Source organism: Bifidobacterium sp. MSTE12, from assembly GCF_000513015.1.
GTDB classification, from domain to species: domain Bacteria; phylum Actinomycetota; class Actinomycetes; order Actinomycetales; family Bifidobacteriaceae; genus Bifidobacterium; species Bifidobacterium dentium.
Genome location: NZ_AZYA01000019.1, coordinates 1 through 23,380, shown reverse-complemented (window position 1 = coordinate 23,380; position 23,380 = coordinate 1). Strand labels below are relative to the sequence as shown.

Sequence of the window (23,380 nt, the reverse complement as noted above, 5' to 3'; positions counted from 1 at the left end):
CGCACTGCTCCTTTCGCTGTTACTTTTTTATTGTTGCGGGTTTCTTCATGGTGTGGCGTTGTGCGTTGCCGGTTGCGCGGCGTGCTTGCGAGCGGGCCTGGGCGCCCTTCTTTACCGCTTTTTGCACGTCTTTTTTCGTGAGCTTGTGCCCTTTCTTCCGGGCTTTGACCTGGCCGATGTTGTCTTGGCCGTACAGGTCGAGATGGTCTACCGTCTGTGGATGCTGATTCAAAAACTCGTTCGCTTGGCTGATGGTCGGCTCGCCTTGGAGGAATTCCCGCGCCTCTTTTTCTGGGATGAATCCTTGGGCTACTTGCTCACCGATAAGCTCTTTCTGCCGCGAGGTGGCGGGAGTTGCGTGCCAGTAATCCGGCCGTTCGACCGACACGGTTGCACTCTCCACTTCTACGGGGATTCCTGCTTCTTTCAGCTCAGCCTCTTCGCGGGCAAGGGACTGTTCATCGACCTTTTCCATATCGGGATCATTCAGTTCCCTGACTGTTTCTTGGGCGTCGGCGATCGTTTGGTTGATGTCGTCCGCGCTCATAGTCGGATGTATGCGCGAGAGTGTATCTTGCACGAATTGCGATGCTTGCAGCGGGAAATCAACAAGAGCCGTACCGTTTTTCTTGTTCTGGCTGATATGAAAATCAATCTCGCTCTTTTCCAGCTCAGCTGCGAGTTTATTGCCTTGCTCGAGGTCAAAGTCAAGGCGTGCGGTGGCTCCGCCTGTTTTCCGATTCAGGTTTTTCAGGCTCATCTTTCCTGTCGTCTGATGCTTCTTGATTGCCTGATGGGTCTTATGGACCGCTGCTTTCGAGATTCCAAAAACTGCTTGGATAAGTGCCTGGGCACCATGGGCTGTCAGTCTTACCGCTACGCGTGCCACGGCCTCGGTTCCTTCCTTGATGGCCTGGGTCGTTTGTTCCTCCAACGGCATTTGTGACTCCTTAGCGTTAATTTCCTTGGTTCTCTTTTACTTTTTATCGTCCTCGTTTTTTCATGATTTTAGGGTCATAGGACATCTGCCTGTGGACACGGATTTTTAGCGGGAGAATCCCGGTCTTTGCCTCTGATCGTGTTCACGTATTGACTCGTCGACGGCTTGAATCCGTGTCCGGAGTGTGCTGATGGTGTCTTCCAGTCTGTCCATGTGCTCATCGATTTCAAAGAGTTGCATTTCACTATCCTCGTTATCCTCATCCAACGCGATCCTGCTGATGACGTCTTGGCGCGCAATCATCAAACTGGTCAGTGTTTCATCAGCCTGTTGGAGCGTACCGGTCAATTCCTGTATCACGTTATTCGCACTGCCACCATTGCGTGCGATCAGGGATAGCGCTGTTGCCTGCCTGGAAATCTCACCTGCCATACGCATCTGATTTCTCATCCATCCGTTCTGTTTCGCGCTTCCATGCAATTCGATCCGTGGCATATGGCGTCGCACGTCTTTAAGGTCATTCCAGGTTTGCGCAGGCTGTCCGAATGCCGCGTACAAGTCACGCATACTCATTTTTCCCATGCCCTTCCCCTGCCGGTCGGAGACAGGAATCCCGGTGTCCTGGCCGAAATAGATACGGATGGTCGTACCGGTTCTTGTCGCCATGGTTTTTGGCACAGTGATACGTTTGTTGCCCTTGGTGTGCGGGATGATGATGCGGATTTTTTCGGGGTCTTCGTAGTCTATGAGTTTCTGATTGACACTGATATGCTTCAAGGCTTGATGGTTCAGTTTCATCATCACGGCACTCTCATCGTAGGCCATGCCGAGGCGATTATCACGGTACTTTCTCCCCGTTGCCAGGTCAGTATAGGTGATGTGTGCGCCACGAATGTTCGCCTCCACCTGATATTTTTTGAGCGTATTGCTGAACTCAGTAAAGGTTTTGGATTCCGTGCATGCACGGTCAATCATGTCACGAATACGTTGCTTCTGCCCTTCCCCACGAAGGCTCGCGTAATAGTCGCCACTACGCAACCACAAGGTTGGGTTCTGGCTCGTCTTCATGTCTTGTCCGTGGCGTGGACTGACATTGAACCCGTATTCTTGGCACAGTTCATCACTGATAGGTGTCCACCTTTTCATGAGTGTGTTCTTATCCAAGCGCATCTTGTAATGCGTCTTGCCATTCGTATTGCAGATGATGATGTGATTATGGATATGGTTCCTATCAATGTGCGTGGCAATCACATACTTGTAGGCTCCATTGTCCGTGATTCTGTTGGCGAATTCCATTCCCAGCCCATGCGCCGTGACCGGGTCAACATCGTCTTTGGGGTCAAAGGATTGGATCACGTGACGAGCTAAGGTCGTGTTCTTCTTCACGCCTGCCATGCTGTTTTTATCGTCCGTCATCATCGCCTCGGCAAGATTGCTTGGATTCCGAATATCGGGGTCATCGGGGAATAACCAGGAAACGGTCACGTAGTATTTGTCTTGTGTTTTGTCATCTCTGGTGATGTAGGCAATAGCTTTATTCAGACTCGTTTTTATCTGCCCGACCTTGACAATCGCCATGATCATTCCGCCTGTTTTCCGTACGCGTGGGCTGCTTGTTTTTCGATGAGAATGAGATTCTCTTCATGGAGTCTATCGAGTTTTTCCTGTACGAGTCGGAGTAGGAGTGTGGCCTCGCGTATCGTTTCCTGACTGATGTTTCTCCTCGCATTAGCGACGTGCGCGATTTGATTAATATTGTTTGCCATTCCCCTGATTTGTTCGTGGAGCCTATCGGTGTCAGCGTTGATTTCTACCGTGATGGTAAAAGGCTCCGAGAGAGTAGAGCGCGCCCATTTACTAAAGGATTGGCCGTCCCCCGCTTCAACTTGGTAGCGCTCATAAACATGATTCCACTCCTCGTCAGTGAAGAGAACCGTTCTCCGAATATTTCTGGTTCGGCTGCCTTTCCAACTCATTCATGTGCCCCTATTCATGTGTAGCTACATTCTCATCATGCACACGATCGCACACGTATAAGGAACATAAAATACGAAGGGATTGTTCATCTTCTTTCGTTGCTGGCAATGAAAGACTGCGAGGGGTGTGGGTCTCCCACAAGGACAACGATTTCTATCGTTGCGCCTAGAGTACGTACTCTAGGCTATCCTTGCTATTCCCACACGGCCGAAGGCTGTCGTGGGATGACCGGTCGGCAACCGGTCAATTTTATGGGAATGGCACGGAGTGAAAAAGCAAGAGGTTTCACGCGTTGCCTTGTGCAAAATGAGTATGGAAAAAGAGAGCCAGACCGGTTAGGGTCTGACCCTCCTATAAGAGTCGTGCGTGGTTAGTGTCCACGGTAAAGATTTGCCGCGAGGGAGCTTGCTTCGTGTCCACGAGTTTTCAATCCTTACGGGTCGGTTCGGGCAAGACGCGCGGCATCTCTTCAAGCGATCGTCTTGTTTCTTCCATATTGACGTGTTTCATAATCAAAGGCGTTCCAACGGTCATGCCGCCTAAACAAAAAGGCAACAACGAACCATACATGGACCATATTCATGGAGCTAATCCGTATCTTGCTCGGCGATGGGGAATCATATGCTTTTATGCCCCTGTCTCTGTGTGGTCCGTGATTGAATGGATGATGTCACATGCGATAGGCAATTTTGAGGAAGGGGAAGCCATGTTGGCTGATGATTTGAAGGCCGTACAGCGCAAGATCGTTAAGGATTCTTTCGCGGATAAGATGGCCGCGTTAAAGAAACAGGAGGCTGAGTTTTCCGACTTGGTCAGTGACTTATTCGCGTTGCGTTCTCTGCATGATTCTTTACAGGAAAAAATGAACGCATACCGGGATACGTATTTGAATGGGAATAAGGCACGCTTGGTTTTGGAGGCCGGAGTCACTACTGCTGAGTTGCGTTATATTATGTCCGCTTCGACCAGCCTCGAAGCACAGGCAGGCGAGGAAGCTCAGCACAGTGAAGAAAACGAAACACCGCAATCAGACATGGTCCAAGAGTGAATCGGGAAATACAAAAGAAGCAAGGGAAAGATAGGAGGTTATCATGACGATGGATTGGGGCGATACCGTCGCGTTACTGCTTCTCATATCTCCTCTTATCATTGTCTTGCTCGCTCTCGTCATCGGTGCCATTGCCCTCGCTTTTGCAGCGGGTGCCGGGATTCTCGCCGGCATCATGAATCTGATCACTCGCCCTATTCAATCGATCTTGTGGGTGGTTAAGTGGCTGCTTCTTATCGCCGCATCGTTTGCGGCGTTGTGGGGTTTCATCTGGCTGTTCTTCCCCGGGCATCGTCTTCACGGTGGGCTTATTCTTGCGGGGGCGGTTCTCGCTGGTTTTACCAGCGCATCGTGTGAAGTGGGACGTGACTGGCTCAAACAGAAAGCCATTGAGCGTGCGCAGCATCGTCAGGTCAGGCGTGAGCTTAAACAAGCCGCCCGCCAGCATGAGGACACTGTAGAATAGTGGAAAAGTTTTCAATGGGTTTACGGAGGCTATGATGCAGGCAGTAATGGAGAAGACACGCGCCACGGAAGATGTACGGCATTTCATTGACACGCATCCTTATGCGAGTGAATATTTCATTGATGCTGATGCGCTGCACGCGGACGGGGCCACCGTGGAGGCGTTCAAGACTTACTTGGATAGGAAGCTCCTGAACGCACGCGTCGACAGGTTTGAGGATGACATTCATCTTTTTTATGGCATTCAGACCGAGAATGCTCAACTCGCAGGAGAAAGTCTGGGCTGGAATGCTGTTGATCTGGAATATCAGCCATGGTTCCGACGCTACTTCAGCAGTGTTATTTCCTACGAACCAGGTTCCAGCGTGGAAGATGTATTCCATTCACTAGATGAATGGGACGCTAAAGGCTGGAACCACGAGTCGGACCCCGATGATTTCTTCCCAAAAAACTAGACGCTGATGATCATGGCCGGCACTTCATCGCGAAGACTCATCCATTTTGATCTGCTCCAAGAAGGCTTGGAATATTTTCATATGGACTCCTCCGCTGCCTATCGTCGCATCCGTTCCTGGATGGATGGGCATGGTTTTGACCATGACCAATTATCTGGGTATCTTTCCCGCTCACCACTGACCGATCGTGAAATCTACAGGCTCCACGATCAGTTCATACGTGAAAATCCAGAGATCGCTGCATGCATCGAAGGGTTCCAGGTTTCCACGATCACTCAAAATATGGAACTCAGCGCACGCACAACCAGAAAAGTCAAGCATTTCGGTTCCGACTACGAGAAGGTTTCTCGCATGGCACGAGCCACCAGGGAGGCACGCAACAGGAGCCGGCCAAGATCAACGGAGCCGAAGACCTCCCACCATCATGGATAGAATTCATCTACTCCGTACACTGCTCTGGAGGTGTGTAGCAAACGAACGTTTACTGCACACTTTTTTATGTTCCGTAGCCACCGCCCAACACGCCGGGAAAAGTGTGAAACAACCCATGTAAAAAACAGCGAGGAGAAACACCCATCTGTCCCACCAGTTTTTACACTGAGCAATATGAGAATCGGTTATGCACGAGTAAGCACACTCGGCCAAGACGAGTCCCTTCAGACCGTCGCACTCCAAGCGACAGGATGTGAGAAAATCTTTATCGACCATGCGTCAGGCGCGAAGACAAGCAGGCCTGAGCTTGACCGCATGCTCGATCTTCTACGCGCCGGGGATACGGTGGTGGTATGGAAGCTCGACAGGCTGGGGCGTTCCACCCAGCACCTCGTTTCCTTGATCAACCACTTCAAAGACAATGGCGTAGAGTTCGTGTCACTGACAGAGAATATGGATACCTCTACCCCTGGGGGAATTCTGATCTTTACCGTTTTCGCTGCCATGGCGCAATTTGAGCGTGATCTTATCCGCGAACGTACCCGGGCCGGTCTCACGGCGGCCAGGGCACGCGGTAGGAAAGGTGGTAGACCCGCTAAACTCGCCCCGGACCAGATTAAGGCCATTCAAAGCCTCTACACCAGTCAAACACTGACCGTCACCCAGATGGCTCAGCAATATCACGTGTCGAGAAAGACGATTTACAACGTTTTAAGACAGTACCGTATTACTGTAGTACGGTAGTAATGTAGTATTTCTTTACTGTGGTGGTATCTCAAGTTGTGCACGCATGGCCACATCCCTCAAATGGGCATCGTCAAGCTGCGCATACACCTGTGTTGTTTCCACGCTTTTATGACCGAGCAAGGCCGCCACAGCGTAAATGTCATGGCTCGTTTGATAGGCACGAGTAGCGTATCTATGCCTTAGGCTATGCGCGGAATACCCCTTCGGGAGGATCCTTTTCAGATGGCGCGATATGTAGCTTGCTTCGACATGTCCGCCAAAGCGTCCAGGGAAAACATAACCATGGGCTTGCAGGACCGAAGCGGCGAGTCGTTGGGTGACGGGAACGATCCTTTCCTTTCCACCTTTACCATGGACCAGCAAGGAGTACTGCCCGGCGGTCTCGCTCACATCAGCACTGTGTACGGCAGCCATTTCGCTGCGTCTCAGCCCCGCGTCCGCTCCTAGAAGGAGCATAAGGCGCTCTTGACCGTTTGCTTTCATAAAGGCCTCACGTAATGCCATGTCGCCAATAGGATGCGGAACGCCCTGGCTGCGTTTTACCGTGGGAAGATTCGCCGTGGGGTCACTATTCCGGCTGATGTTATGGGATAGGATGAGGTAACGGTAAAAATTGGTGATGGTTTCCTTGTACGAGTATCGCGTCTCTGCCGCCCAATTTTTACGGGCGAGAACAGAGACGATGTCATCAAAACCGACCTGGCTGAAGGGCTTGCCCATCGTACTGGCGAAATAGTGTAGCTTATAGATACGGCTTTTAATGGTTTCTTGGCTTTTGCCTGCGGCGCGTAAGTACTTTTCCCATTTTGTAACTCTGTATGCCCATCCGCGTGGCCATACGAGTGTCTTTCGTTGCGTTGTGCACATACCTTTCCACGCTAGGGAACAAGGCAGCACGCCATAACATCCATTACGCCATTCAACCGAAACGCGAAGCGACGGCCGGTCCAGGTAACGTACGGGAACGATCATGCGAATCGGGATCCATAGGCCGTCTGCGAAGCGATACCCGGACCGGTTCCCCGCTCCTTCGGGGTGAGATACGCTTATTGGTCAAGCCACGCTTCTAATGCTTGATGGACGAATTCCTGCACGGTGAGATCCCGTTCGAACGCCTCACGCTTCACCCTTTTCCATTGCTCAGGATCCACTTTGATACTCGTCGTCTGCCAGTACGCAGAGGAACGTGTGTTATCTGGCACGTTCGCAAGCTGTGCCACTGTTGTCCTTTTCTGCGACTGTGGGGTCAGGTTCATGTTTTTCATGTCTTATTCGCCTTTCATCATAAGCTCTATTTCTTGCCACGCTTGTGCATATTCCCACAGCTTTCTGGGATTATGCCCCGTCGAGGTCTTGATGTCCTGGCGCTTGTGAATCTGCGCATCGAACAATGGCGTCGCCCACCGGTTAAAGGCTTCCATAACGGCTTTCATGGCACGTGTGCCGGACTCTACGCGTACGAGAAGCACCGCTGCTGGCTTGTCCGTGGCCGATAGTGTACTCCATGCCTGCTGGACATCAAGTGGGCTATCTGAGCTTGGAACAATAACGAAGTCAGCGGTTTCCAATGCCGCCTGCAATCCTTGCCCCGTTGGCGCGGCATCCACGATTTCCATCACGTTTTCTTTTTGCGGACGGCGTAGTGTTGCTGGGTTCGCTGCCTGAACCTCGAAACCAAGAGGATCGTTTTCGTTTTCCGCCATGAACGCCCATTGGCTCGCGGATCCCTGGGGATCCGCATCAAGGAGCACAACCTCGTGGCCTCGCGCTGTTGCCGTAGCCGCGAGGTAGATACTTGATGTGGTCTTACCGACGCCACCCTTGGCGTTTGCTATTGTGATTCTCATATTTTTCCCTTGCACGGTATTAAAGTAATAGAGTAAAGAAGTACTGTAGTGCGGTAGTGTTGTAGTACTACTATTAAGGAAAAGAAAAGGTTCTTCTGAATATTCGTAAGACATTGGAAATAAAAGCAAATCCAGAGGTCCATGGTTCAAATCCATGCCCCGCTACCAATTGAGATAAGCCGTCAGATGAATAATCTGGCGGCTTTTTCGTTCACGGCAATGGCAGTTTCACACTACGACCGGGTACTGCACACTCCAGCACCACATAGCGCCGTTATCACCGCACAAATTGGCCCATTCCCACGGAAAACCGATCCGTTTCCACAAAAACCGACCTGTCTATGACATCAAGCGCTGGAATCAGACCACTTTTTATGGGAATGGGCCACTCAATCACGGAAAACGGAAACCAGGTGGTTTCCCGCGCTTTTTGCGAGATCCAGCCGCGTGGCGCGCCTCAGCAATCCGCCCAAAGCCAAAGGTTGTTCCTACTGGCTGAAAATCCCGCAATCTCCAAGGTTCAACGGGATACATTGACCTCGTTGACTACAACAAGGAGGTCACAAATGACACAAGATACCGCTCCCCTCAAGGGAATCAAGGTCATCGACTGGACTCAGGTGCAGTCCGGTCCTTCCTGCACGCAGATGCTCGCCTGGATGGGCGCTGAAGTCATCAAGGTGGAGAAGGTTCAGGGCGGAGACCCGACGCGTAACGAAATGAACGACGTGGACGGATCGTATTCCCTGTACTTCCTTCAGCTCAATGCCAACAAGAAGTCCATCACACTGAACATGAAGGATCCTGAAGGCAAGAAGATCCTCACCGATCTGCTGAAGGATGCCGACGTATTCGTCGAGAACATCGGCCCGGGCGATGTCGAAAAGCTCGGCTTCGGCTGGGACGAAGTGCACAAGATCAATCCTCGCTGCATCATGGCATCCCTCAAAGGATTCAACAAGGGCAGCCGCTTCGAGCATGTGAAGGCATTCGAGCCCGTCGCCCAAAGCGCCGGCGGTGCGGCTTCGACCACCGGCTGGTATGACGGCGAGCGCAATGTGCCAACCCAGTCCGGTGCGGCTTTGGGCGATTCCAACAGCGGCATGCATCTGCTGATCGCCATCCTGTCCGCACTGCTGCAGCGCCAGCGCACCGGCGAGGGCTGCTACGTCTACCAGTCCATGCAGAACGCCGTGCTGAATCTGTGCCGTGTCAAGCTGCGTGATCAGCTGATTCTCGATCGTCTCGGTAAGCTCTCCTATTATGACTGCTATCCGAACTACAAGTGGGGCAAGGCCATTCCGCGTGCGGCCAATGCCGAGGGCGGTCTGGTGCTCGGCTGGTGCTATCGCGCCAAGGGCTGGGAGACCGATCAGAACGCCTATGTGTATATCGTGATCCAGCAGTCCAAGAAGGGCTTCGAGAACTTCTGCCACGCCATGGGCTTCGAGGATTGGATCACCGATCCGCGTTTCAACACCGCCAACGCCCGCGATGAGCATAAGGAAGAGGTGTACAAGCGCGTCGAGGAATACACCATGCAGTACGACAAGTACACGCTGACCAAGGAGCTGGGCGCCAAGGGCGTTCCGGTCGGTCCGGTGCTGGATTGGAACGAGCTGGAGAACGATCCGGATCTGAATGATGACGGTACCATCGTCACCATCGATCAGCAGGATGCCCGTGGTGACTTCAAGACCATCGGCATGCCGTTCACCATGAGCAACTTCACGCCTGATTACCAGCGTGCGCCGAAGCTTGGCGAGAACAACGAGGAGATCCTCAAGGGTCTGGGCTATAGCGACGACCAGATCTCCGAGCTGCTTTCCAATGGTGTCATCGGTGGCAATGATGGCGTGAAGGCTGATCTGAAGTAGCCTTTGCCGCTCGTCGCGACTTTCCTCAGGGGTCGAATCCTTTCGGTTCGGCCCCTTTTTATGTTTTACCGTGGATTGGCGCCCCATACGTCGCGTGGCTTTTTCATATCGATTCGAATGCAGTGGGCATTCACTGGCATCTGATGCAACCACCATATGATCGGCATGCACTGCGTTATGCGCGTTGTTCACGCATGCAGCAAAAAGCCCCGCACCTTTCGGTACAGGGCTCATCAAACCTATGGAAACGGTTCAGTGCACGCAGAACGGTACGAGCCAGATCCACAGCAGGCAGGTGGCTGCGAACACGACGGTCGAAACGGCCGTGGTCGAAGCGCCTTCCTTGACATAGATGTTGTAGCGGCTGGAAATGATGATTCCGGAGAATGCCGGCGGCAATGCCACCGCCATGACCAGCATGGAGATCTTGTCGATGTCGCCGCCCATGCCACATAGCAGACCCACGCCCAGGAACACGGCCGGGGTGAGAATCAGGCGGAAGAACGTGTTCCAAATGGTTTCCCAGCCGAGAGAGAACTTCACGGTGGACAGTGCCAGGCCTGCGGCGAGCACGGCCACACCGGAGTTGGCCTTGGCGATCAGGTCGAAGGTCGGCGCCACCTGATCCGGCACGTGGACGCCCAGCAGCACCAGGATGATGGCCAGCAACGGCGCCCAGCAGACCGGCTGCTTCAGTGCATTGAGCAGAGCCTGAAGGTTGCCGTTCTTATTCTTGCCCGCATTCGAGGAGCCGTGTACCAGGAGTTCAGCCGTCTTATCCGTCTTGGCATCCTTGGACGGATCGACCGTGACATCACCCTTTGCGTCGACCACGGTTTCGGCGGACAGTTTCGCACGGTCCTTGGCTTGGCCGAGATTGATCAGATACATGCCGATAGGAATGGTCACGGCGTTGACGACGATGGAGATGATGGCGATGACCAGATTCGTGCTCACGGTGTCGCCGTAAATCGGGTCGAGCACTGCGAATCCGAGGAATCCGATGGTCGGAGAGCCTGCGATCAGCGCACTGACGGCCGCTTCCTGGATGCTGCGGTGAAACAGCAGACGGCACAGGTAGTAGCAGACCATGAACATGACGATGACGCCGATGAAGCCGATGGCGGTCAGCGTTGCGTCCTGTGCGAGCATTTCGCGGGTGGCCTTGATGATGGATACGAACAATGCCGCAGGAAGGGCGATGTTGAGCACCACTTTATTGAGACCTTGACGCTGATCATCGTCAAAGTAGCTGAATTTGCCACAGATATAGCCCAGTGCCATGATGACGATGATCGGCACAATATCGTTTATCAGAATATTTACCATTATTCAGTTCTTTCGATCTGGAGCACAGACCCGCGGGCGCACGCATCCCACCGTTCGCACGCCCGCGGACTCGCACTCACCTGGTTACATGCGTGCACCGGAGACGTAATCGTGCGAGGTGACTTCGGAATCGACCAGAGGACCGACCACTGGCTTCGGGTTCAGTGCGCCGATGTTGCCGGATTCCTTGCCCGCATATTGCGCGATCTGCACGTGCACGAAGCTCGGACGCCCGGATTTGACCGCTTCCTCGACCATCTTTTCGACATCTTCAGGGGTTGTGGCGTAATAGCCCTTGCCGCCAAAGGCTTCGATCATCTTCTCGTAGTGTGCCTCATAGGTTAGGGTCAGCGGCGACGGGTCGCCATCATTGCCGAGGTTTTCGAAGTCGCCACGGTAGATGCCGCCGTTGTTGAGCACCACGAAGGTGATTGGCAGGTTATAGCGGCAAGCCACTTCCACTTCCATGCCGTCGAAGCCAAAGGCGGAGTCGCCGCCTACGTACAGCACCTTCTTGCCCGTGGAGACCGCAGCGCCGATGGCGTAGCCGGTGCCGCAGCCCATCACGCCCCACGTGCCGCAGTCCAGACGATGACGTGGCTCGTACATATTGATGATGTTGCGGCAGTCATCCAACGAGTTGGCTCCCTCATTGGTGAGGATGAGATCCTCATGGTGACGGTCGTAGACCTTCTTGATGGCGCCAAGCGCGTTGTAGTGCCCCATCGGCACCTGATCGGAGTTCTCCTTCGCCGCGAACTTGGCCACGTTCTTGGCACCGGCTTCCTTCAGCATGCCGAGCCATTCCTCAGAAGCCTTGAACGGGAACTCAGCCAGCGAGCCGTTGAGCATGGTCATGGCGGACCTGATGTCTCCGACCACCGGAACGGCGATCTCACGGGCGTTCTCGATCTCTTCCGGATCGATGTCGATCTGGATGAACTTCACATCCTTGTTCCACAGCTTGCCCTGGCCGAAGGAAAGCATCCAGTTGAGGCGTGCGCCCACCAGCAGTACCACATCGGCGCTGCCTAGGGCCAGGGAGCGGCAGCTGGCGGTGCTGTGCGGATCATCGTCCGGAATCACGCCCTTGGCCATGGACATCGGCTGGAACGGAATGTCGGTCTTCTTGACGAATTCGCGCACTTCCTCTTCGGCGCGGGCCATCGCCGCACCCTTGCCGACGACCATCAGCGGACGCTTGGCCTGATGGAGCAGTTCCAACGCCGCATCAACGGATTCGCGTGCCGGCGGCATGGACGGAGCCGGATCGGTGGCGGTCCACAGCAGCCTGTCGGCATCATCCTGGCTCAGCGTCTGGGCGACGGTATCGTCCGGGAAATCGATGTACACGGCACCCGGGCGACCGGAGGAAGCGACACGCATGGCGCGCGCCACGACCAGCGGAATGTCCTCGATCCTGTCCACGCGGAACGACGCCTTGCAGAACTGCTTGGCATAGCTCATCTGGTCAAGACCCTCATATTCGCCTTCGGAAAGATCCACGACGTGGCGGGTGGACGATCCGCCGATCATGATGACCGGATAACCGTTCGTAGTCGCCTCAAGCAATGCCGGCAATCCGTTGAGGAAACCGGGGGCGGATACGGTCAGGGCCACCGATGGCCTGCCGGTAATGAATCCATCGGCCGCGACCGCGTTGACCGCATCCTCCTCATGGCGCATACCGATGTAGCGCATGCCCATGCCTTGGGCGATGCGGGCGAAATCGGTGACCGGGATGCCGACCACGCCGTACATGTTCCTGATGCCGTTCTCCATCAGAACCCTTGCAAGGTAGTGAGGGGAATCGGTCAGATTCTGACGCTGCACGTTCTCGTTTTCGTCTGTCATTGTTACCTCCAATCAAAACGACAACGTCATGATTGTAGATAGGCAAAAATGTGAATTCGTCGGTAGTAAAAACCGTTCGTCAGTGGCTTAAAATCAACGATTTCCCGGTATCGAAGTCATATGCTTGATTTTTTTGGAGGGGGCTCCCCGAAGTCTTTCGACAGTACCCCCTGTCACATGGATTGAAACACCCTTCATCGACGTTGCACGGCAAACAGCATGAATGCCCCCGTCGCCAGCGCGGTGATCACTATACCAAGCGCCAGCATGAACGAGCTTCCCGTTTTCGGCATCTGCATCTCGTCGGCCGCCACCACCCTGACGCGCTCAAGCTCATCGGCATATGAGCTGACCGCCGCCCCGACACGACTGTCGCCTTCATATTTCCAGACGAATACGTACCAACCCGACTGCTGTGCGCTGATGTGCACCGGATTGCCATGGGCATCCTTTTCACCGTCGCCCACACGAAAGGTGCCGCTGACGGCCGGGTAGTCCCAGGTGCCGATCAACCGGTGATTGTCATCCTCCTCAGGCTCTTCATGGGTGTCCGGCTCGCAATCATCGGCGGCCCACCACACACTTACCTGCGCATATGGCGTATCCGCACCGAATCCATAGTCTTCGTTGCCGGAGAATGTTCCATGATCGTCCGGAAAGCCAGATACGGTGATGCTGTCGGAAATCTCCTGCCCTATCGTTGCGGTTTGCCGATCCGCCTTGGATCGCACCTCGAGCCGTGCACGATTCACGTTCGTCTCCTCGGCGTCGAGGAACGCACTGACCACATCGCCTTCCAACGTCCGTTTGACCGCATCCGTCTGCAGGTCGCGTTCGATGGCCCACACCCATGTACCGAAGCCGCCATCACCTCGCGCCGCATATGCCGTTGATCCAGACGGCTGGGTGACCGCGAGCGCCTCCCGCTGCGGTTGTTGGGCATTCAACGTGATTGAACCGTATGCCGAAGGGGTGTATCCGGCCATCGCAAGCCGTGCTATAAACGTCTGCGCGTCTTCGCCATCATCGGGTACGATGCGTTGACCGAGCCGTTCGCCTTCCAGCCCATCGAAATACCAGCCAGTGGCCTGATATGCGGCGCCTTCCGGCCATGTTTGGCCTTCAGGCATGTCGAGACGTACGGTGTCGCGCACCTCCTGACCTGTATCGACCTGCTTCGAGGCGACCGTCGTCGAAATCCGCGGATGCGTCGGCATGGCGACGTCGAAGGTCAGCAGGTCGGCACTGTATTGCGTCTGATCGTCGAAGGTGACCATCTGCTGTGCGGTGGTGGCCTGTTCCAAAGCAAGCCGTTTATAGGTCACCTGAACATTGACGTCGCCGCTGCCGGTCGCTTTCCAATGCAGTCTCTGCGCTTCCTTGGCCGTGACACCCGTCACTTTGGCCTTGTCATTGTCGAATACGGCGGGCCCGCTGATGACGGCGGTGAAACGAATGCCCGCCAAGGAATCACCGTTGGCATTGCGGGCCATGATATTGACGTCGCCCTCACTCAGTCCTTTCGTGTTCTCCCGTGTGACGACCATGGAATCACAGACGTTGGCCGCGGCTTCCTTCCAGAGTTCGTTCACTTTCTGTTCCAGCCCGGCGTAGGTGCCGAACAGGTATGTCTCATGACGGCTCCAGACGGTCTGATCATCGTAGGCGCGATGTACGAGTACGCCGATGGCGGCATGCAGCAATGCATCGGTTTTCAGACGGTTGCCGTTAATCAACCATGCCAGACGACGTGAGGTGTCGTCTGAGGCCATGACGACGGAATCGGTGGTGATGTAGTCCGTTTCCATTGCGATTTGCCGACAATAGTAGTTGTGCCCTTGTGTACCTCGGGCACTTACCCCAATGGTGTATTCCCTGCCATCGAGCGTATATGGGTAGTAGGTTCCCGCCCTGGCTTTTTCCAGCTGAGCGGCTTGCGCCGTCGGGCATCCCGCGGCCACGACCATTATCAGCGCCAGCACCATGCTGACGAGGATGGCGAGGCTCCGTTGCTTCATCGCATTCATGACATTTCCTTCGTGAAGATGTTGTCGCACGTTTTTCGTGAGGTGAGTCGAGGGTGCCATATGAGCGTTGCGATGATGGCGATTTTCGGAGGTTGTGGACGCCTCAACGTCTGCTTCGGCGTGTTGTGGATAACTTGGTGGCCGAAACAACGCAAGTTATCCACAAAAAACGATTCACCCGACGCAATCGTCGAAGTTATCCACCGAAAAAATGGATTTAGGGTGCATCGAATTCCCTTCGGGAGCATCACGCCTCTATAATCGGCGGTATGGCAGTAGAAAAGAGCGCATCCGCGCACACCAGCAAAGCAGCACCGGCAACCGACAAGAAGCCGGTCCGCAAACGTCGTACGACCAAGGCCAAGGCCGCGGTACCACAGGTGGTCGGAGAGGCTCCTGCGCCCATTATCGAACGCACTACACCGGAACAGTTCGGTCGTGTCAATGTCATGGATATCACCCCGGCCGCCGACAACGGCCTGTTCCCCGCTAGGGTGGAGCTCGGGGAAGCATTCACGGTGACTGCCCAGGTATTCATCGAAGGCCGCACCAAGGCCGGCGCCACCGTGTCGGTACGCAGCGCCCGCGGCCGTGAAGTGAGCCGCACCCCGATGATCTGCTCGAACCCCGGTCTGGACCGTTGGACCGCGATGGTCAGCATCGGTGAACACAGTGACCTTAAGCCTTGGGACACCGACTATGCGTCCGTCAAACGCCAGCTGGGCGATTGGAATGTCGTGGTCGAAGGCTGGGAGGACACGTACCAGTCCTGGTTGCATGACGCCGCCATCAAGGTCGAGGTGGGCGACGATGTGGAGAACGCGTTGGAAAGCGGCGCGCAACTGCTCGCCCGTTGGGCCGGCGCCAAGGATTCCAAACTCTCTGCGGCCGACAAGAAGATTCTGCAGGCGGCCGCCAAGACCATGGCCGACAAGTCACTGTCTCCGGCCGACCGTCTCGCCGCCGCCGAAACAGCTGATATCCAGCGCCTGCATGAGACCAATCCGCTACGAGACGGCCTGTCCGAATCGAATCCGCAGCGGTTCCGCGTGGAACGTCCGAAGTCCAGCTTCGCCGCATGGTACCAGTTCTTCCCACGTTCGGAAGGCGCCTACTACGGCGAAGACGGCAAAATCGTGCAGGGCAATCTCAAGACCTCTCTGGCCGGCTTGGAACGTGCGGCCGCCGAAGGGTTCAACATCGTGTATCTGCCGCCGATCTTCCCCATCGGTGTGACCAATCGCAAGGGACGCAACAATTCGCTGATCGCAGGCCCGAACGATCCGGGCTCCCCGTTCGGCATCGGCTCCGAGCTTGGCGGCCATGACACCGTCGACCCGCTGCTGGGCACCATGGACGATTTCAAGGCGTTCTGCGCCCGCGCACACGAGCTCGGTCTTGAGGTCGCGCTCGACTTCGCCTTGCAGTGCTCCCCCGATCACCCGTGGGTCAGGCAACATCCGAATTGGTTCCGCACCAAGCGGGACGGCACCATCGCCTTCGCCGAGAACCCGCCGAAGAAGTATCAGGACATCTACCCCATCGACTTCAACACCGACATGCCCGGCATCGAAAAGGAAGTCGAGCGCATCATGAACCTGTGGATCGCCGCAGGCGTGACCATTTTCCGCGTCGACAATCCGCACACCAAGCCGGTACGTTTCTGGCAGGACGTGATCGCGGCGGTCACCAAGAAGCACCCCGAGACGTTGTTCCTGGCCGAGGCGTTCACCCGCCCCGGCATGATGCGCGCGTTGAGCTATGTGGGCTTCACCCAGTCGCACTGCTACTTCCCGTGGCGCAACACCAAGGAGGAGCTGGAGAAGTACCTGCTGGAGACCAACGGCGACGACGGCTACTATCAGCACAACACCTTCTGGCCCACCACACCGGACATCCTCACCGATTACGTGCGCGACAACGGGGTGGCGGGCCATGCCGTGCGCGCGGTGCTGGCGGCCATGGGAAGCCCGAGCTGGGGCATCTACAACGGCTTCGAGCTCATCGAGAACAGGCAGCGCCCCGGCTTCGAGGAGCAGATCGACAACGAGAAGTACGAGGTCAAGGTACGCGACTGGGCCGATGCCGATAAGTACGGCATCACCGAGCTGCTGACCAGCCTGAACAGGATTCGCCGCGAACACGTGGAGGCCTTCAGCTACCACAATGTGAGCGTCCTGCCGTCGTCGGACCCGAACATCCTCGCGTTCGCCCGCCACACCCCCGCCGAGCTGACGAGCACCGGCAAGCCCGAGACGCTGATCGTGGTGGTGAACCTCGACGGGCACAACGCGCACCAGTCGGTGATTCACCTGGAGATGCCCGACTTCGGCATCGACCCGAAGTGGGGCGCCCATGTGCGCGACGAACTCACCGGACGTGATTTCGCGTGGGGCTGGGACAACTTCGTCTCGCTCGCCCCATGGGCGGATGTGGCGCACGTGCTCCACATCGTCCGCTGATGTCGCTGATGCGCTAACGCAAGACGCATGGCGGTTGCGCTCCGAGGCCCGGCCTCCCGAACGCAACCGCCACAATGAAGCGGGTGGCCGAATCGTTGATTCCGATTCGGCCACCCGCTTCATTTCCTGTTGCTTTGCTGTCGTCACTCCGACTTGTTTTGCTCCAAATGGCACTGATCGTTGAGCACCGCATCCGTATAGTCAAGATGCTGCTCGGTTTCGTCGTTGACGGCGTAGTAGCTCTTACGTGTATTCCACCATGTTATCCACACGTCCCAAATCAGCAGACTGTTCGTATCCGGCGGACTGGAATATCCCGATGCCTCAGGCCTGGCCCCCGCTTCCTTCAAGGATGCCTTCAATGCTTTGATATCGCCAATTTCACCGGAAATCAACGTAGCCTGATCCCACCTCAAATACGCTATCTGCCAGTCATCCTGCGCCCGGTGTAACCCGAAATACGATGCCCCGAGAAGGCAGAAATACACCGCCAACACAATGGCCACGATACGTTTCTTAGTCATATTGATATGTCTCTTACTCATATTTGTACTGCAGCCCATACCAAATCATGTTATACCTCTTCTGCTTATGAGCATTTTCCAAGGATTCAGTCAAAGTTATACTATTTCTATTTGGCGTTTTCTGACAAATAACAGGATTTGCTTTCCCGTTCTTTACTACTACACCAATTACAACCATCGCATGATTAATCTCATTCTTCTGATCCTTTGAATCCCAGTCAACATACAATAAGCTACCTTGCCAAGCCTTCCAAACATTATCGAGACTTGTGTAAGAATGAGAGTATTTTTTCATATAGTAATAATTACTGTTTGCATTCATCCACGATTTTGTTGTCAAAAGTTCAGGACTAACCGTCGAATAATTCCACAGATGAGTCACCGAAAGGCCTGCCTCATGAAGCGCCTGCGAAGCAAAATTGGCACAATTCCCGTTTTTAAAAACAGGATATTTGGGATTCATTTGTTTTTCATGCTGTTTATTCGTCCACGTATCAGCGTATCTCGACAAGGTTATATAGTTTACCCCGGCTGAATTATCACCGAAATTTCTTTTAGCCATGTCCAAGGCTCTGCTTGACCAAGCGCCTTTCTCATCGGTAGATGATGGCTGTGCATCATCGGAAAGCGTATCTTCTGCAGAAGTCTGAGACTCATTCCCCTCGTCAGCTACATCAATTGTCTTGTCAGACACAATGTCCCATCCCCCTTCCGATGGAACTACTTTCAGCACATGCCTGTCCGTCCATGAAGTCGTCATAATTTCACGCTGCTGTCCGGCAGTATAGATTATGGTCCCTTCCTCAGGCTTTACGGTTGAATCGACTTGACATCTGCTTGTATTTCATACCCATCGTCAATATGGCGCGCACTTATTTCTTCTGAAGATATATTTACATTTTCAGTTCGCAGGCCTTCAGCCTGACGTGTGCTCTCAGTAACTGGCACATTTTGACTGGACCGAGAGTTAGAGGCAAAATACGCAGATTGTAATGAATCATTATATTCTTTTAGAATTTCTTGAACTTGCCCTTGGCTTATATCAGACTCGGCGCTTGCAACTTGCGCTGTTCCGCCAAGCAATAAGACCATAGTCAGAAACGCTGCAATATACTTTGGCATTTCGCCACCCTCCAGATTCTCTTTGCAACAGCATCGCCCCTTAACTAAGCCATGTTCCCTTTATTTCGATATCCACATGGATAACTTCATGTTCTCATGACCGCAAACGGTGCTTAACCAACGATGCGACCATCAGGCTAGCCGATATTCTCCATTTCACGAAGGAGATGTAACGCATTTCTTTACACAAAAAAGGAATACCCCTACCCACTCCCCTTCTCCAGGCAAAAGGCTGTCAACCGCATTATCATTACTCACTGTGATAGGAGAAAGCTGCACTGACATCGCACTGGTCGATAACGATGTTTGGTCCGCGAGATTGCTGTCCCAGTGGATAAGCGGTGCCACGAGTAACTACACCATCGCCTGGGTCTCCCTTTCCGGAGCCGAGACGCTTCACCGTTGTTTATTTGGCCCAAAAACTCCCACCACACTCATTGTCGACATGGCCTTGGGCGATATCAACGGAGATATCGTATGCCGCAGAATCCGTCAGAAAACCGGCAGTATAGGACTTCTCTGCATTACGGCCTACTCCACGGAACGCTATGAGAACGATGTGATTTCGGCTGGCGCTCAGGGACTGTTGGCGAAGGAAAGTCTCACGCAGCAACTGCTCCCGGCCTTAGATCAGGTGTCTCAGGGAAAACCTATCGATAATCGTTTCCTCGATTCCGTAACAGCTCATCGTCTCCTTAGCCGTGAATCAGCATCCATCCCCGCACTCAGCAATCAAGAGCGGGATATCCTGAATCGATACAAACGCGGTCAAACAACCATGGGCATTGCCGAAGATCTTGGAATCAGCCATAACACGGTCTTCACCCACGTTCACCGGATTCTCAGAAAACTAAAGGTCAACAACCGCAACGAGGCACTGACATTATGCGACAAATACGATTTGTTATAACTCGCATTCGCGAGTCGGTACAACATATTCGCCGCAACAGCTTCTCCATGGCGACGAGCATCCTCTACCTCCTGTGCCTGTTTATCTTCTTGATCGACGAGACACGACTGGAAATCATGCCAGCCTATGCACACTGGAATACGATGCTCTGTATCGGTGAAGTGGTCGTATTTCTGCTGGCGGCAACATGGAAAATCCCGGGAAGCTGGCTCGTCATCCTCACCTCCTGGATCGGCCTTGTCACTCCTTTCCACGTATCCGCCGCCCTTATCTTCGGATGCATGTTGGCAATCACACTACTAGGCTTCAACCGATTGTCATACGGCATCAGCGCAGTCCTTCTATACTTCGCCTTGCATATTTCCGTCACCTATGCAAGGCATATGCCAATCAATCGGTCGGATGCGCTGCTCCTTCTCATGACGTTGATGCTTTGCTGTTTCGCCGGTTCCATTCTGCACCGATCACAGATAAACGCAGATAGGCTCAGGCAGCTCATGCAACTCAAGCATCGCCAAAAAGCGGCCATTGAGCTGCATGACCGAACATGTAACAACCTCACCTACGCGATTCGGCTCATCGACGAACGTGCACACGCAGCCCTCCAAGACCGACATGCAAGAAATCCGAACTGTTTTGCAAAAATCCCTGTCACAGACGCGTAAGGTCATCTCCTATCTCGCCGCGGACGATTCAGCGGAGACCGTGCCACTTACGAACAATACACATCAGCTCAGGCAGTTGGACTCAATTATCTCCGAGGCACGACATCGATTGGGCCAACTGTCATTCCAAGGTGAAATCATCAACTCCATCACTGACCTGCAATGCCTGTCCGAAGAAAACGGCGAGCTGCTATTCGATATTCTCAACGAACTGTTCTCCAACATCATCAAACATGCCGATCCAGAACAAGGCTATTTCGTTACACTCGGCAACCCCGGAAAGGATATCGTCATTTCCGTATGCGACGCTCCGATCAACTCCCGTTCCGAATCTGAGGAACCTACCACTATCGGGCTACTGCGTTATCAGGAAATTCTGCAAGCGCACGGCGGGTCAATGACTATCCGGTCCGCAAACCACCTATGGACGGCAACTGTCACTATCCCACTCATAAACACATCCACTTCGGCAGCCACGACGGGCACTCAATGTAATGAGTAACCGTATCCGCTCCCATCGCATCACGCGCCGGAGCGTCAGGGACAATCTGCAGTGAGCCAATGACGAGCAATGCCGTTAGAACTGTGCTCGCCCATTTACCCATACACGGTCTCAAGATATGATTTTGACGCCGCATTTCAACCTCATTTCCGTCACTGTCGTTCATACGCGTAGCTATTATGCAGGGATTCCCCCTCCATGTCATCCCGCTGTCACAGAAATCTTTACCCATGACGTGCCTGCCGTACTTCGGCGGAAAGAGGTATTGTGGGTATCGGAAATACAACCTGCCCCATCTCAAGGAGAAACGAAATGGCAGAAACCTTCAACGTCGTGGTGGAGATCCCGCGCGGCTCCAAGAACAAGTACGAAGTGGACCACGAGACCGGTCGCGTGTTCCTGGACCGCACCCTGTTCACCTCTATGGGTTATCCGGATGATTACGGCTACATCGAGGGCACTCTGGGCGAGGACGGCGATCCGCTCGACGCCCTGGTCATGATTCCGAATTCCGTGTTCCCGGGCTGCGTGGTCGAGTGCCGCGCCGTCGGTCTGTACCACATGGTCGACGAAGCCGGTGGAGATGACAAGGTGCTGTGCGTGCCGGCCGATGTGCGTTTCGATGACATCAAGGACGTCGATGACGTTTCCGAGTACCACAAGGCTGAAATCAAGCACTTCTTCGAGCAGTACAAGGCTCTGGAGCCGGGCAAGGAGGTCCTGCCGGGCGATTACTGGACCGGTGTCGCCAAGGCCGAGGAAGAGATCGTGGCCGCCCGCAAGCGCCTCGAAGAATCCGAGAAGTGATTCTTTTCCACAATGAGTAAGGCTCGCCGATATCAATCGGCGAGCCTTTTCTGTTCCCATAGCGGCCCAAAACCTCCATACACTGGAGGAATCACCCCGCTCAGGGCCAGACCTGCGGCCCAAAACCTCCAGTGATTGGAGGAATTTAGCCGCTCAAACCCCGCCCGGCGTCCAGATTCATCCAGTGACTGGAGAGATTATCTCGCCTAGACCTCCCTAAGCGGGATAATTCGCCCATACGCTGGAGGAATCACCCCGCTCAAGGCCCTTTCAGCGGCCCAAATCAGCCAGCCACTGGAACAATCCACCCGTTCAAGGCCCACTCAGCAACTAGATTCATCCAGTCACTGGAGGAATTATCCCACTCAAAGCCCGCCCAGTGACCCAAAACCTCCAGCCGGTGGATGAATCACCCCGCTCAGGCCTCTCCGAACGGGATGATTCATCCATGTACTGGAGGAATCACCCCGCTCAGAACCCATGCAACGACCCGAATCATCCAGCGACTGGAGGATTCGCCCCGCCACATGGCCATATTTTCGCGAGATGCGCTATAGTGGGGTCTTGTAATTCACGGCATGCGAACAGTATTCGCTGAATTCAAAGCCCGCTGGAAGCCATTGGCCCGCGTGCGGCAGTTCTATGTCGGTACCCCTAGGCGTAGGCGGAAATAACGAACCGTCGAGGCCCATCCCGTGGGGAGACCGGCGGGATGAACCTATCTACCAGCTATGTTGATTCAAACCCTACTTATCGCCGTTTCCGTATCCATGGACGCTTTTGCCGTCTCCATCGGCAAAGGCCTGACCGTCAAGAAGCTGCGCGGCATCGACGCATGCAAAACCGCGCTGTGGTTCGGCGGATTCCAAGCGCTTTTCCCTCTACTCGGCTATTTTGCGGCCTCCACCTTCAGTAAATACGTCACCGCCGTGGACCATTGGATCATTTTCGGACTGCTCGCCCTGATTGGCGGCAACATGGTGCGCGAAGCGTTCGGCGAGGATGAAGAGAACGCCAAGGAGACTGCGGAATTCGATTGGCGCCACATGCTGCCGCTCGCCGTGGCATGCAGCATCGACGCGTTTGCAGTCGGCGTGAGCTTCGCCTTCATGACGCTCAACATTTGGATTTCCGTAATCATCATTGGCGTGACCACCGGCCTGTTCTCCGCCGCGGGACTGTATATCGGCCGCGCATTCGGATTGCGTTGGCAGAAGCCGGCGCAGATCGCAGGCGGCGTAGTGCTGATTCTGATTGGCGTGAAGGTGCTGCTGGAACATCTGGGAATGCTGGCATTCTAAGGGCATCCTTCCTCGGATGCGTTTCCCACGACGGCCAGCTCACCGGCACTCATGATGAAGGGGTCCGCAATTGAACTGCGCCCCGATTG

The 23,380-nt window shown here is 54.4% G+C and carries 24 protein-coding genes; 12 read left to right on the top strand and 12 right to left on the bottom strand.

Annotated features, from left to right (window positions below; genetic code table 11):
- Positions 1-19 precede the first annotated feature (19 nt).
- The 3 genes from HMPREF1494_RS11220 to HMPREF1494_RS05265 form a co-directional block, all read right to left on the bottom strand.
- Complete coding sequence (locus tag HMPREF1494_RS11220; protein ID WP_231495339.1) at positions 20-940, bottom strand: DUF3801 domain-containing protein; 921 nt, start codon at positions 938-940, stop codon at positions 20-22.
- Positions 941-1,045: 105 nt separating this feature from the next.
- On the bottom strand, positions 1,046-2,518 hold the full coding sequence (locus tag HMPREF1494_RS05270) for a relaxase/mobilization nuclease domain-containing protein (protein ID WP_051404726.1): 1,473 nt from the start codon (positions 2,516-2,518) through the stop codon (positions 1,046-1,048).
- 2 nt (positions 2,519-2,520) lie between these two features.
- Complete coding sequence (locus HMPREF1494_RS05265) at positions 2,521-2,916, bottom strand: MobC family plasmid mobilization relaxosome protein (RefSeq protein WP_034520536.1); 396 nt, start codon at positions 2,914-2,916, stop codon at positions 2,521-2,523.
- Positions 2,917-3,329: 413 nt separating this feature from the next.
- On the opposite strand from HMPREF1494_RS05265, the gene HMPREF1494_RS11465 reads away from it, so the two are divergent.
- The 5 genes from HMPREF1494_RS11465 to HMPREF1494_RS05240 all read left to right on the top strand — a co-directional run bounded on the left by HMPREF1494_RS11465 (position 3,330) and on the right by HMPREF1494_RS05240 (position 6,061).
- Positions 3,330-3,965, top strand: coding sequence for a hypothetical protein (locus HMPREF1494_RS11465; RefSeq protein ID WP_155807166.1), 636 nt, complete (start codon positions 3,330-3,332; stop codon positions 3,963-3,965).
- Positions 3,966-4,008: 43 nt separating this feature from the next.
- The gene (locus HMPREF1494_RS05255; RefSeq protein ID WP_034520533.1) at positions 4,009-4,431 is read left to right on the top strand and encodes a hypothetical protein; all 423 of its coding nucleotides are present in this window, start codon (positions 4,009-4,011) and stop codon (positions 4,429-4,431) included.
- Between the two features lie 31 nt (positions 4,432-4,462).
- Positions 4,463-4,885 (top strand): hypothetical protein, encoded by a 423-nt coding sequence (locus HMPREF1494_RS05250; RefSeq protein WP_034520524.1) that lies wholly within the window; start codon positions 4,463-4,465, stop codon positions 4,883-4,885.
- A 6-nt stretch (positions 4,886-4,891) separates the two neighbouring features.
- On the top strand, positions 4,892-5,317 hold the full coding sequence (locus HMPREF1494_RS05245; RefSeq protein ID WP_051404720.1) for a hypothetical protein: 426 nt from the start codon (positions 4,892-4,894) through the stop codon (positions 5,315-5,317).
- Between the two features lie 174 nt (positions 5,318-5,491).
- Positions 5,492-6,061 (top strand): recombinase family protein, encoded by a 570-nt coding sequence (locus HMPREF1494_RS05240; protein WP_034520630.1) that lies wholly within the window; start codon positions 5,492-5,494, stop codon positions 6,059-6,061.
- Positions 6,062-6,076: 15 nt separating this feature from the next.
- Here the strand turns inward: HMPREF1494_RS05240 and HMPREF1494_RS05235 are convergent, their stop codons facing one another.
- The 3 genes from HMPREF1494_RS05235 to HMPREF1494_RS05225 all read right to left on the bottom strand — a co-directional run bounded on the left by HMPREF1494_RS05235 (position 6,077) and on the right by HMPREF1494_RS05225 (position 8,067).
- The gene (locus HMPREF1494_RS05235) at positions 6,077-6,931 is read right to left on the bottom strand and encodes a tyrosine-type recombinase/integrase (RefSeq protein WP_196321561.1); all 855 of its coding nucleotides are present in this window, start codon (positions 6,929-6,931) and stop codon (positions 6,077-6,079) included.
- Between the two features lie 179 nt (positions 6,932-7,110).
- Positions 7,111-7,329, bottom strand: a complete 219-nt coding sequence (locus HMPREF1494_RS05230) for a hypothetical protein (protein WP_034520522.1) — start codon at positions 7,327-7,329, stop codon at positions 7,111-7,113.
- Positions 7,330-7,332: 3 nt separating this feature from the next.
- Complete coding sequence (locus HMPREF1494_RS05225; protein ID WP_269319370.1) at positions 7,333-8,067, bottom strand: ParA family protein; 735 nt, start codon at positions 8,065-8,067, stop codon at positions 7,333-7,335.
- A 410-nt stretch (positions 8,068-8,477) separates the two neighbouring features.
- On the opposite strand from HMPREF1494_RS05225, the gene frc reads away from it, so the two are divergent.
- A complete protein-coding gene (gene frc, locus HMPREF1494_RS05220; protein ID WP_003843361.1) occupies positions 8,478-9,788 on the top strand; it encodes a formyl-CoA transferase in 1,311 nt (436 codons plus the stop codon).
- A 252-nt stretch (positions 9,789-10,040) separates the two neighbouring features.
- On the opposite strand, the gene HMPREF1494_RS05215 is transcribed toward frc, so the two are convergent.
- From HMPREF1494_RS05215 to HMPREF1494_RS05205, 3 genes are all read right to left on the bottom strand, one after another.
- The gene (locus tag HMPREF1494_RS05215; RefSeq protein ID WP_034520518.1) at positions 10,041-11,117 is read right to left on the bottom strand and encodes an AEC family transporter; all 1,077 of its coding nucleotides are present in this window, start codon (positions 11,115-11,117) and stop codon (positions 10,041-10,043) included.
- Positions 11,118-11,201: 84 nt separating this feature from the next.
- Positions 11,202-12,971: an oxalyl-CoA decarboxylase gene (gene oxc, locus HMPREF1494_RS05210; protein ID WP_034520516.1), complete on the bottom strand. Its 1,770-nt coding sequence runs from the start codon at positions 12,969-12,971 to the stop codon at positions 11,202-11,204.
- Positions 12,972-13,165: 194 nt separating this feature from the next.
- Positions 13,166-14,998, bottom strand: a complete 1,833-nt coding sequence (locus tag HMPREF1494_RS05205) for a hypothetical protein (RefSeq protein ID WP_034520514.1) — start codon at positions 14,996-14,998, stop codon at positions 13,166-13,168.
- A 269-nt stretch (positions 14,999-15,267) separates the two neighbouring features.
- Between HMPREF1494_RS05205 and HMPREF1494_RS05200 the strand changes: the two genes are divergently transcribed.
- Positions 15,268-17,460 carry an alpha-1,4-glucan--maltose-1-phosphate maltosyltransferase gene (locus tag HMPREF1494_RS05200; RefSeq protein ID WP_034520507.1) on the top strand — a complete coding sequence of 731 codons (2,193 nt, stop codon included), beginning with the start codon at positions 15,268-15,270 and terminating at the stop codon, positions 17,458-17,460.
- Between the two features lie 143 nt (positions 17,461-17,603).
- Here HMPREF1494_RS05200 and HMPREF1494_RS05195 read toward each other — a convergent pair whose 3' ends face one another.
- The 3 genes from HMPREF1494_RS05195 to HMPREF1494_RS11460 form a co-directional block, all read right to left on the bottom strand.
- Complete coding sequence (locus tag HMPREF1494_RS05195; RefSeq protein WP_003844284.1) at positions 17,604-17,984, bottom strand: hypothetical protein; 381 nt, start codon at positions 17,982-17,984, stop codon at positions 17,604-17,606.
- A 13-nt stretch (positions 17,985-17,997) separates the two neighbouring features.
- Positions 17,998-18,678: an amidase domain-containing protein gene (locus HMPREF1494_RS05190; protein ID WP_051404719.1), complete on the bottom strand. Its 681-nt coding sequence runs from the start codon at positions 18,676-18,678 to the stop codon at positions 17,998-18,000.
- Between the two features lie 116 nt (positions 18,679-18,794).
- Positions 18,795-19,106 (bottom strand): hypothetical protein, encoded by a 312-nt coding sequence (locus tag HMPREF1494_RS11460; RefSeq protein ID WP_155807160.1) that lies wholly within the window; start codon positions 19,104-19,106, stop codon positions 18,795-18,797.
- A gap of 259 nt (positions 19,107-19,365) precedes the next feature.
- Between HMPREF1494_RS11460 and HMPREF1494_RS05185 the strand changes: the two genes are divergently transcribed.
- The 5 genes from HMPREF1494_RS05185 (at position 19,366) to HMPREF1494_RS05170 (ending at position 23,291) form a co-directional block, all read left to right on the top strand.
- Positions 19,366-20,016 (top strand): LuxR C-terminal-related transcriptional regulator, encoded by a 651-nt coding sequence (locus HMPREF1494_RS05185; protein ID WP_051404718.1) that lies wholly within the window; start codon positions 19,366-19,368, stop codon positions 20,014-20,016.
- Entirely contained in the window at positions 19,992-20,681 is a 690-nt protein-coding gene (locus tag HMPREF1494_RS11710; RefSeq protein ID WP_231495338.1) for a hypothetical protein, read from the top strand. The genes HMPREF1494_RS05185 and HMPREF1494_RS11710 overlap by 25 nt, the downstream gene beginning before the upstream one ends.
- Positions 20,632-21,183, top strand: coding sequence for a hypothetical protein (locus tag HMPREF1494_RS11705; RefSeq protein WP_231495337.1), 552 nt, complete (start codon positions 20,632-20,634; stop codon positions 21,181-21,183). Before HMPREF1494_RS11710 ends, HMPREF1494_RS11705 begins: the two co-directional genes overlap by 50 nt.
- A 312-nt stretch (positions 21,184-21,495) precedes the next feature.
- Positions 21,496-21,990 carry an inorganic diphosphatase gene (locus tag HMPREF1494_RS05175; protein WP_003838679.1) on the top strand — a complete coding sequence of 165 codons (495 nt, stop codon included), beginning with the start codon at positions 21,496-21,498 and terminating at the stop codon, positions 21,988-21,990.
- 731 nt (positions 21,991-22,721) lie between these two features.
- The gene (locus HMPREF1494_RS05170; protein ID WP_003838678.1) at positions 22,722-23,291 is read left to right on the top strand and encodes a manganese efflux pump MntP; all 570 of its coding nucleotides are present in this window, start codon (positions 22,722-22,724) and stop codon (positions 23,289-23,291) included.
- Positions 23,292-23,380: the final 89 nt, after the last annotated feature.

Excerpts from the sequence above, each read along its gene's own strand:
- HMPREF1494_RS11460 (WP_155807160.1), bottom strand. The coding sequence starts at position 19,106 with ATGCCAAAGTATATTGCAGCGTTTCTGACTATGGTCTTATTGCTTGGC.
- HMPREF1494_RS05265 (WP_034520536.1), bottom strand. The coding sequence starts at position 2,916 with ATGAGTTGGAAAGGCAGCCGAACCAGAAATATTCGGAGAACGGTTCTC.
- frc (WP_003843361.1), top strand. The coding sequence starts at position 8,478 with ATGACACAAGATACCGCTCCCCTCAAGGGAATCAAGGTCATCGACTGG.
- HMPREF1494_RS05255 (WP_034520533.1), top strand. The coding sequence starts at position 4,009 with ATGACGATGGATTGGGGCGATACCGTCGCGTTACTGCTTCTCATATCT.
- HMPREF1494_RS11220 (WP_231495339.1), bottom strand. The coding sequence starts at position 940 with ATGCCGTTGGAGGAACAAACGACCCAGGCCATCAAGGAAGGAACCGAG.
- HMPREF1494_RS05175 (WP_003838679.1), top strand. The coding sequence starts at position 21,496 with ATGGCAGAAACCTTCAACGTCGTGGTGGAGATCCCGCGCGGCTCCAAG.
- HMPREF1494_RS11710 (WP_231495338.1), top strand. The coding sequence starts at position 19,992 with ATGCGACAAATACGATTTGTTATAACTCGCATTCGCGAGTCGGTACAA.
- oxc (WP_034520516.1), bottom strand. The coding sequence starts at position 12,971 with ATGACAGACGAAAACGAGAACGTGCAGCGTCAGAATCTGACCGATTCC.
- HMPREF1494_RS05250 (WP_034520524.1), top strand. The coding sequence starts at position 4,463 with ATGATGCAGGCAGTAATGGAGAAGACACGCGCCACGGAAGATGTACGG.
- HMPREF1494_RS05240 (WP_034520630.1), top strand. The coding sequence starts at position 5,492 with ATGAGAATCGGTTATGCACGAGTAAGCACACTCGGCCAAGACGAGTCC.
- HMPREF1494_RS05195 (WP_003844284.1), bottom strand. The coding sequence starts at position 17,984 with ATGACTAAGAAACGTATCGTGGCCATTGTGTTGGCGGTGTATTTCTGC.
- HMPREF1494_RS05225 (WP_269319370.1), bottom strand. The coding sequence starts at position 8,067 with ATGGATTTGAACCATGGACCTCTGGATTTGCTTTTATTTCCAATGTCT.
- HMPREF1494_RS05205 (WP_034520514.1), bottom strand. The coding sequence starts at position 14,998 with ATGAATGCGATGAAGCAACGGAGCCTCGCCATCCTCGTCAGCATGGTG.
- HMPREF1494_RS05270 (WP_051404726.1), bottom strand. The coding sequence starts at position 2,518 with ATGGCGATTGTCAAGGTCGGGCAGATAAAAACGAGTCTGAATAAAGCT.
- HMPREF1494_RS05200 (WP_034520507.1), top strand. The coding sequence starts at position 15,268 with ATGGCAGTAGAAAAGAGCGCATCCGCGCACACCAGCAAAGCAGCACCG.
- HMPREF1494_RS05235 (WP_196321561.1), bottom strand. The coding sequence starts at position 6,931 with ATGTGCACAACGCAACGAAAGACACTCGTATGGCCACGCGGATGGGCA.
- HMPREF1494_RS05170 (WP_003838678.1), top strand. The coding sequence starts at position 22,722 with ATGTTGATTCAAACCCTACTTATCGCCGTTTCCGTATCCATGGACGCT.
- HMPREF1494_RS05215 (WP_034520518.1), bottom strand. The coding sequence starts at position 11,117 with ATGGTAAATATTCTGATAAACGATATTGTGCCGATCATCGTCATCATG.
- HMPREF1494_RS05230 (WP_034520522.1), bottom strand. The coding sequence starts at position 7,329 with ATGAAAAACATGAACCTGACCCCACAGTCGCAGAAAAGGACAACAGTG.
- HMPREF1494_RS11705 (WP_231495337.1), top strand. The coding sequence starts at position 20,632 with ATGCAAGAAATCCGAACTGTTTTGCAAAAATCCCTGTCACAGACGCGT.
- HMPREF1494_RS05245 (WP_051404720.1), top strand. The coding sequence starts at position 4,892 with ATGATCATGGCCGGCACTTCATCGCGAAGACTCATCCATTTTGATCTG.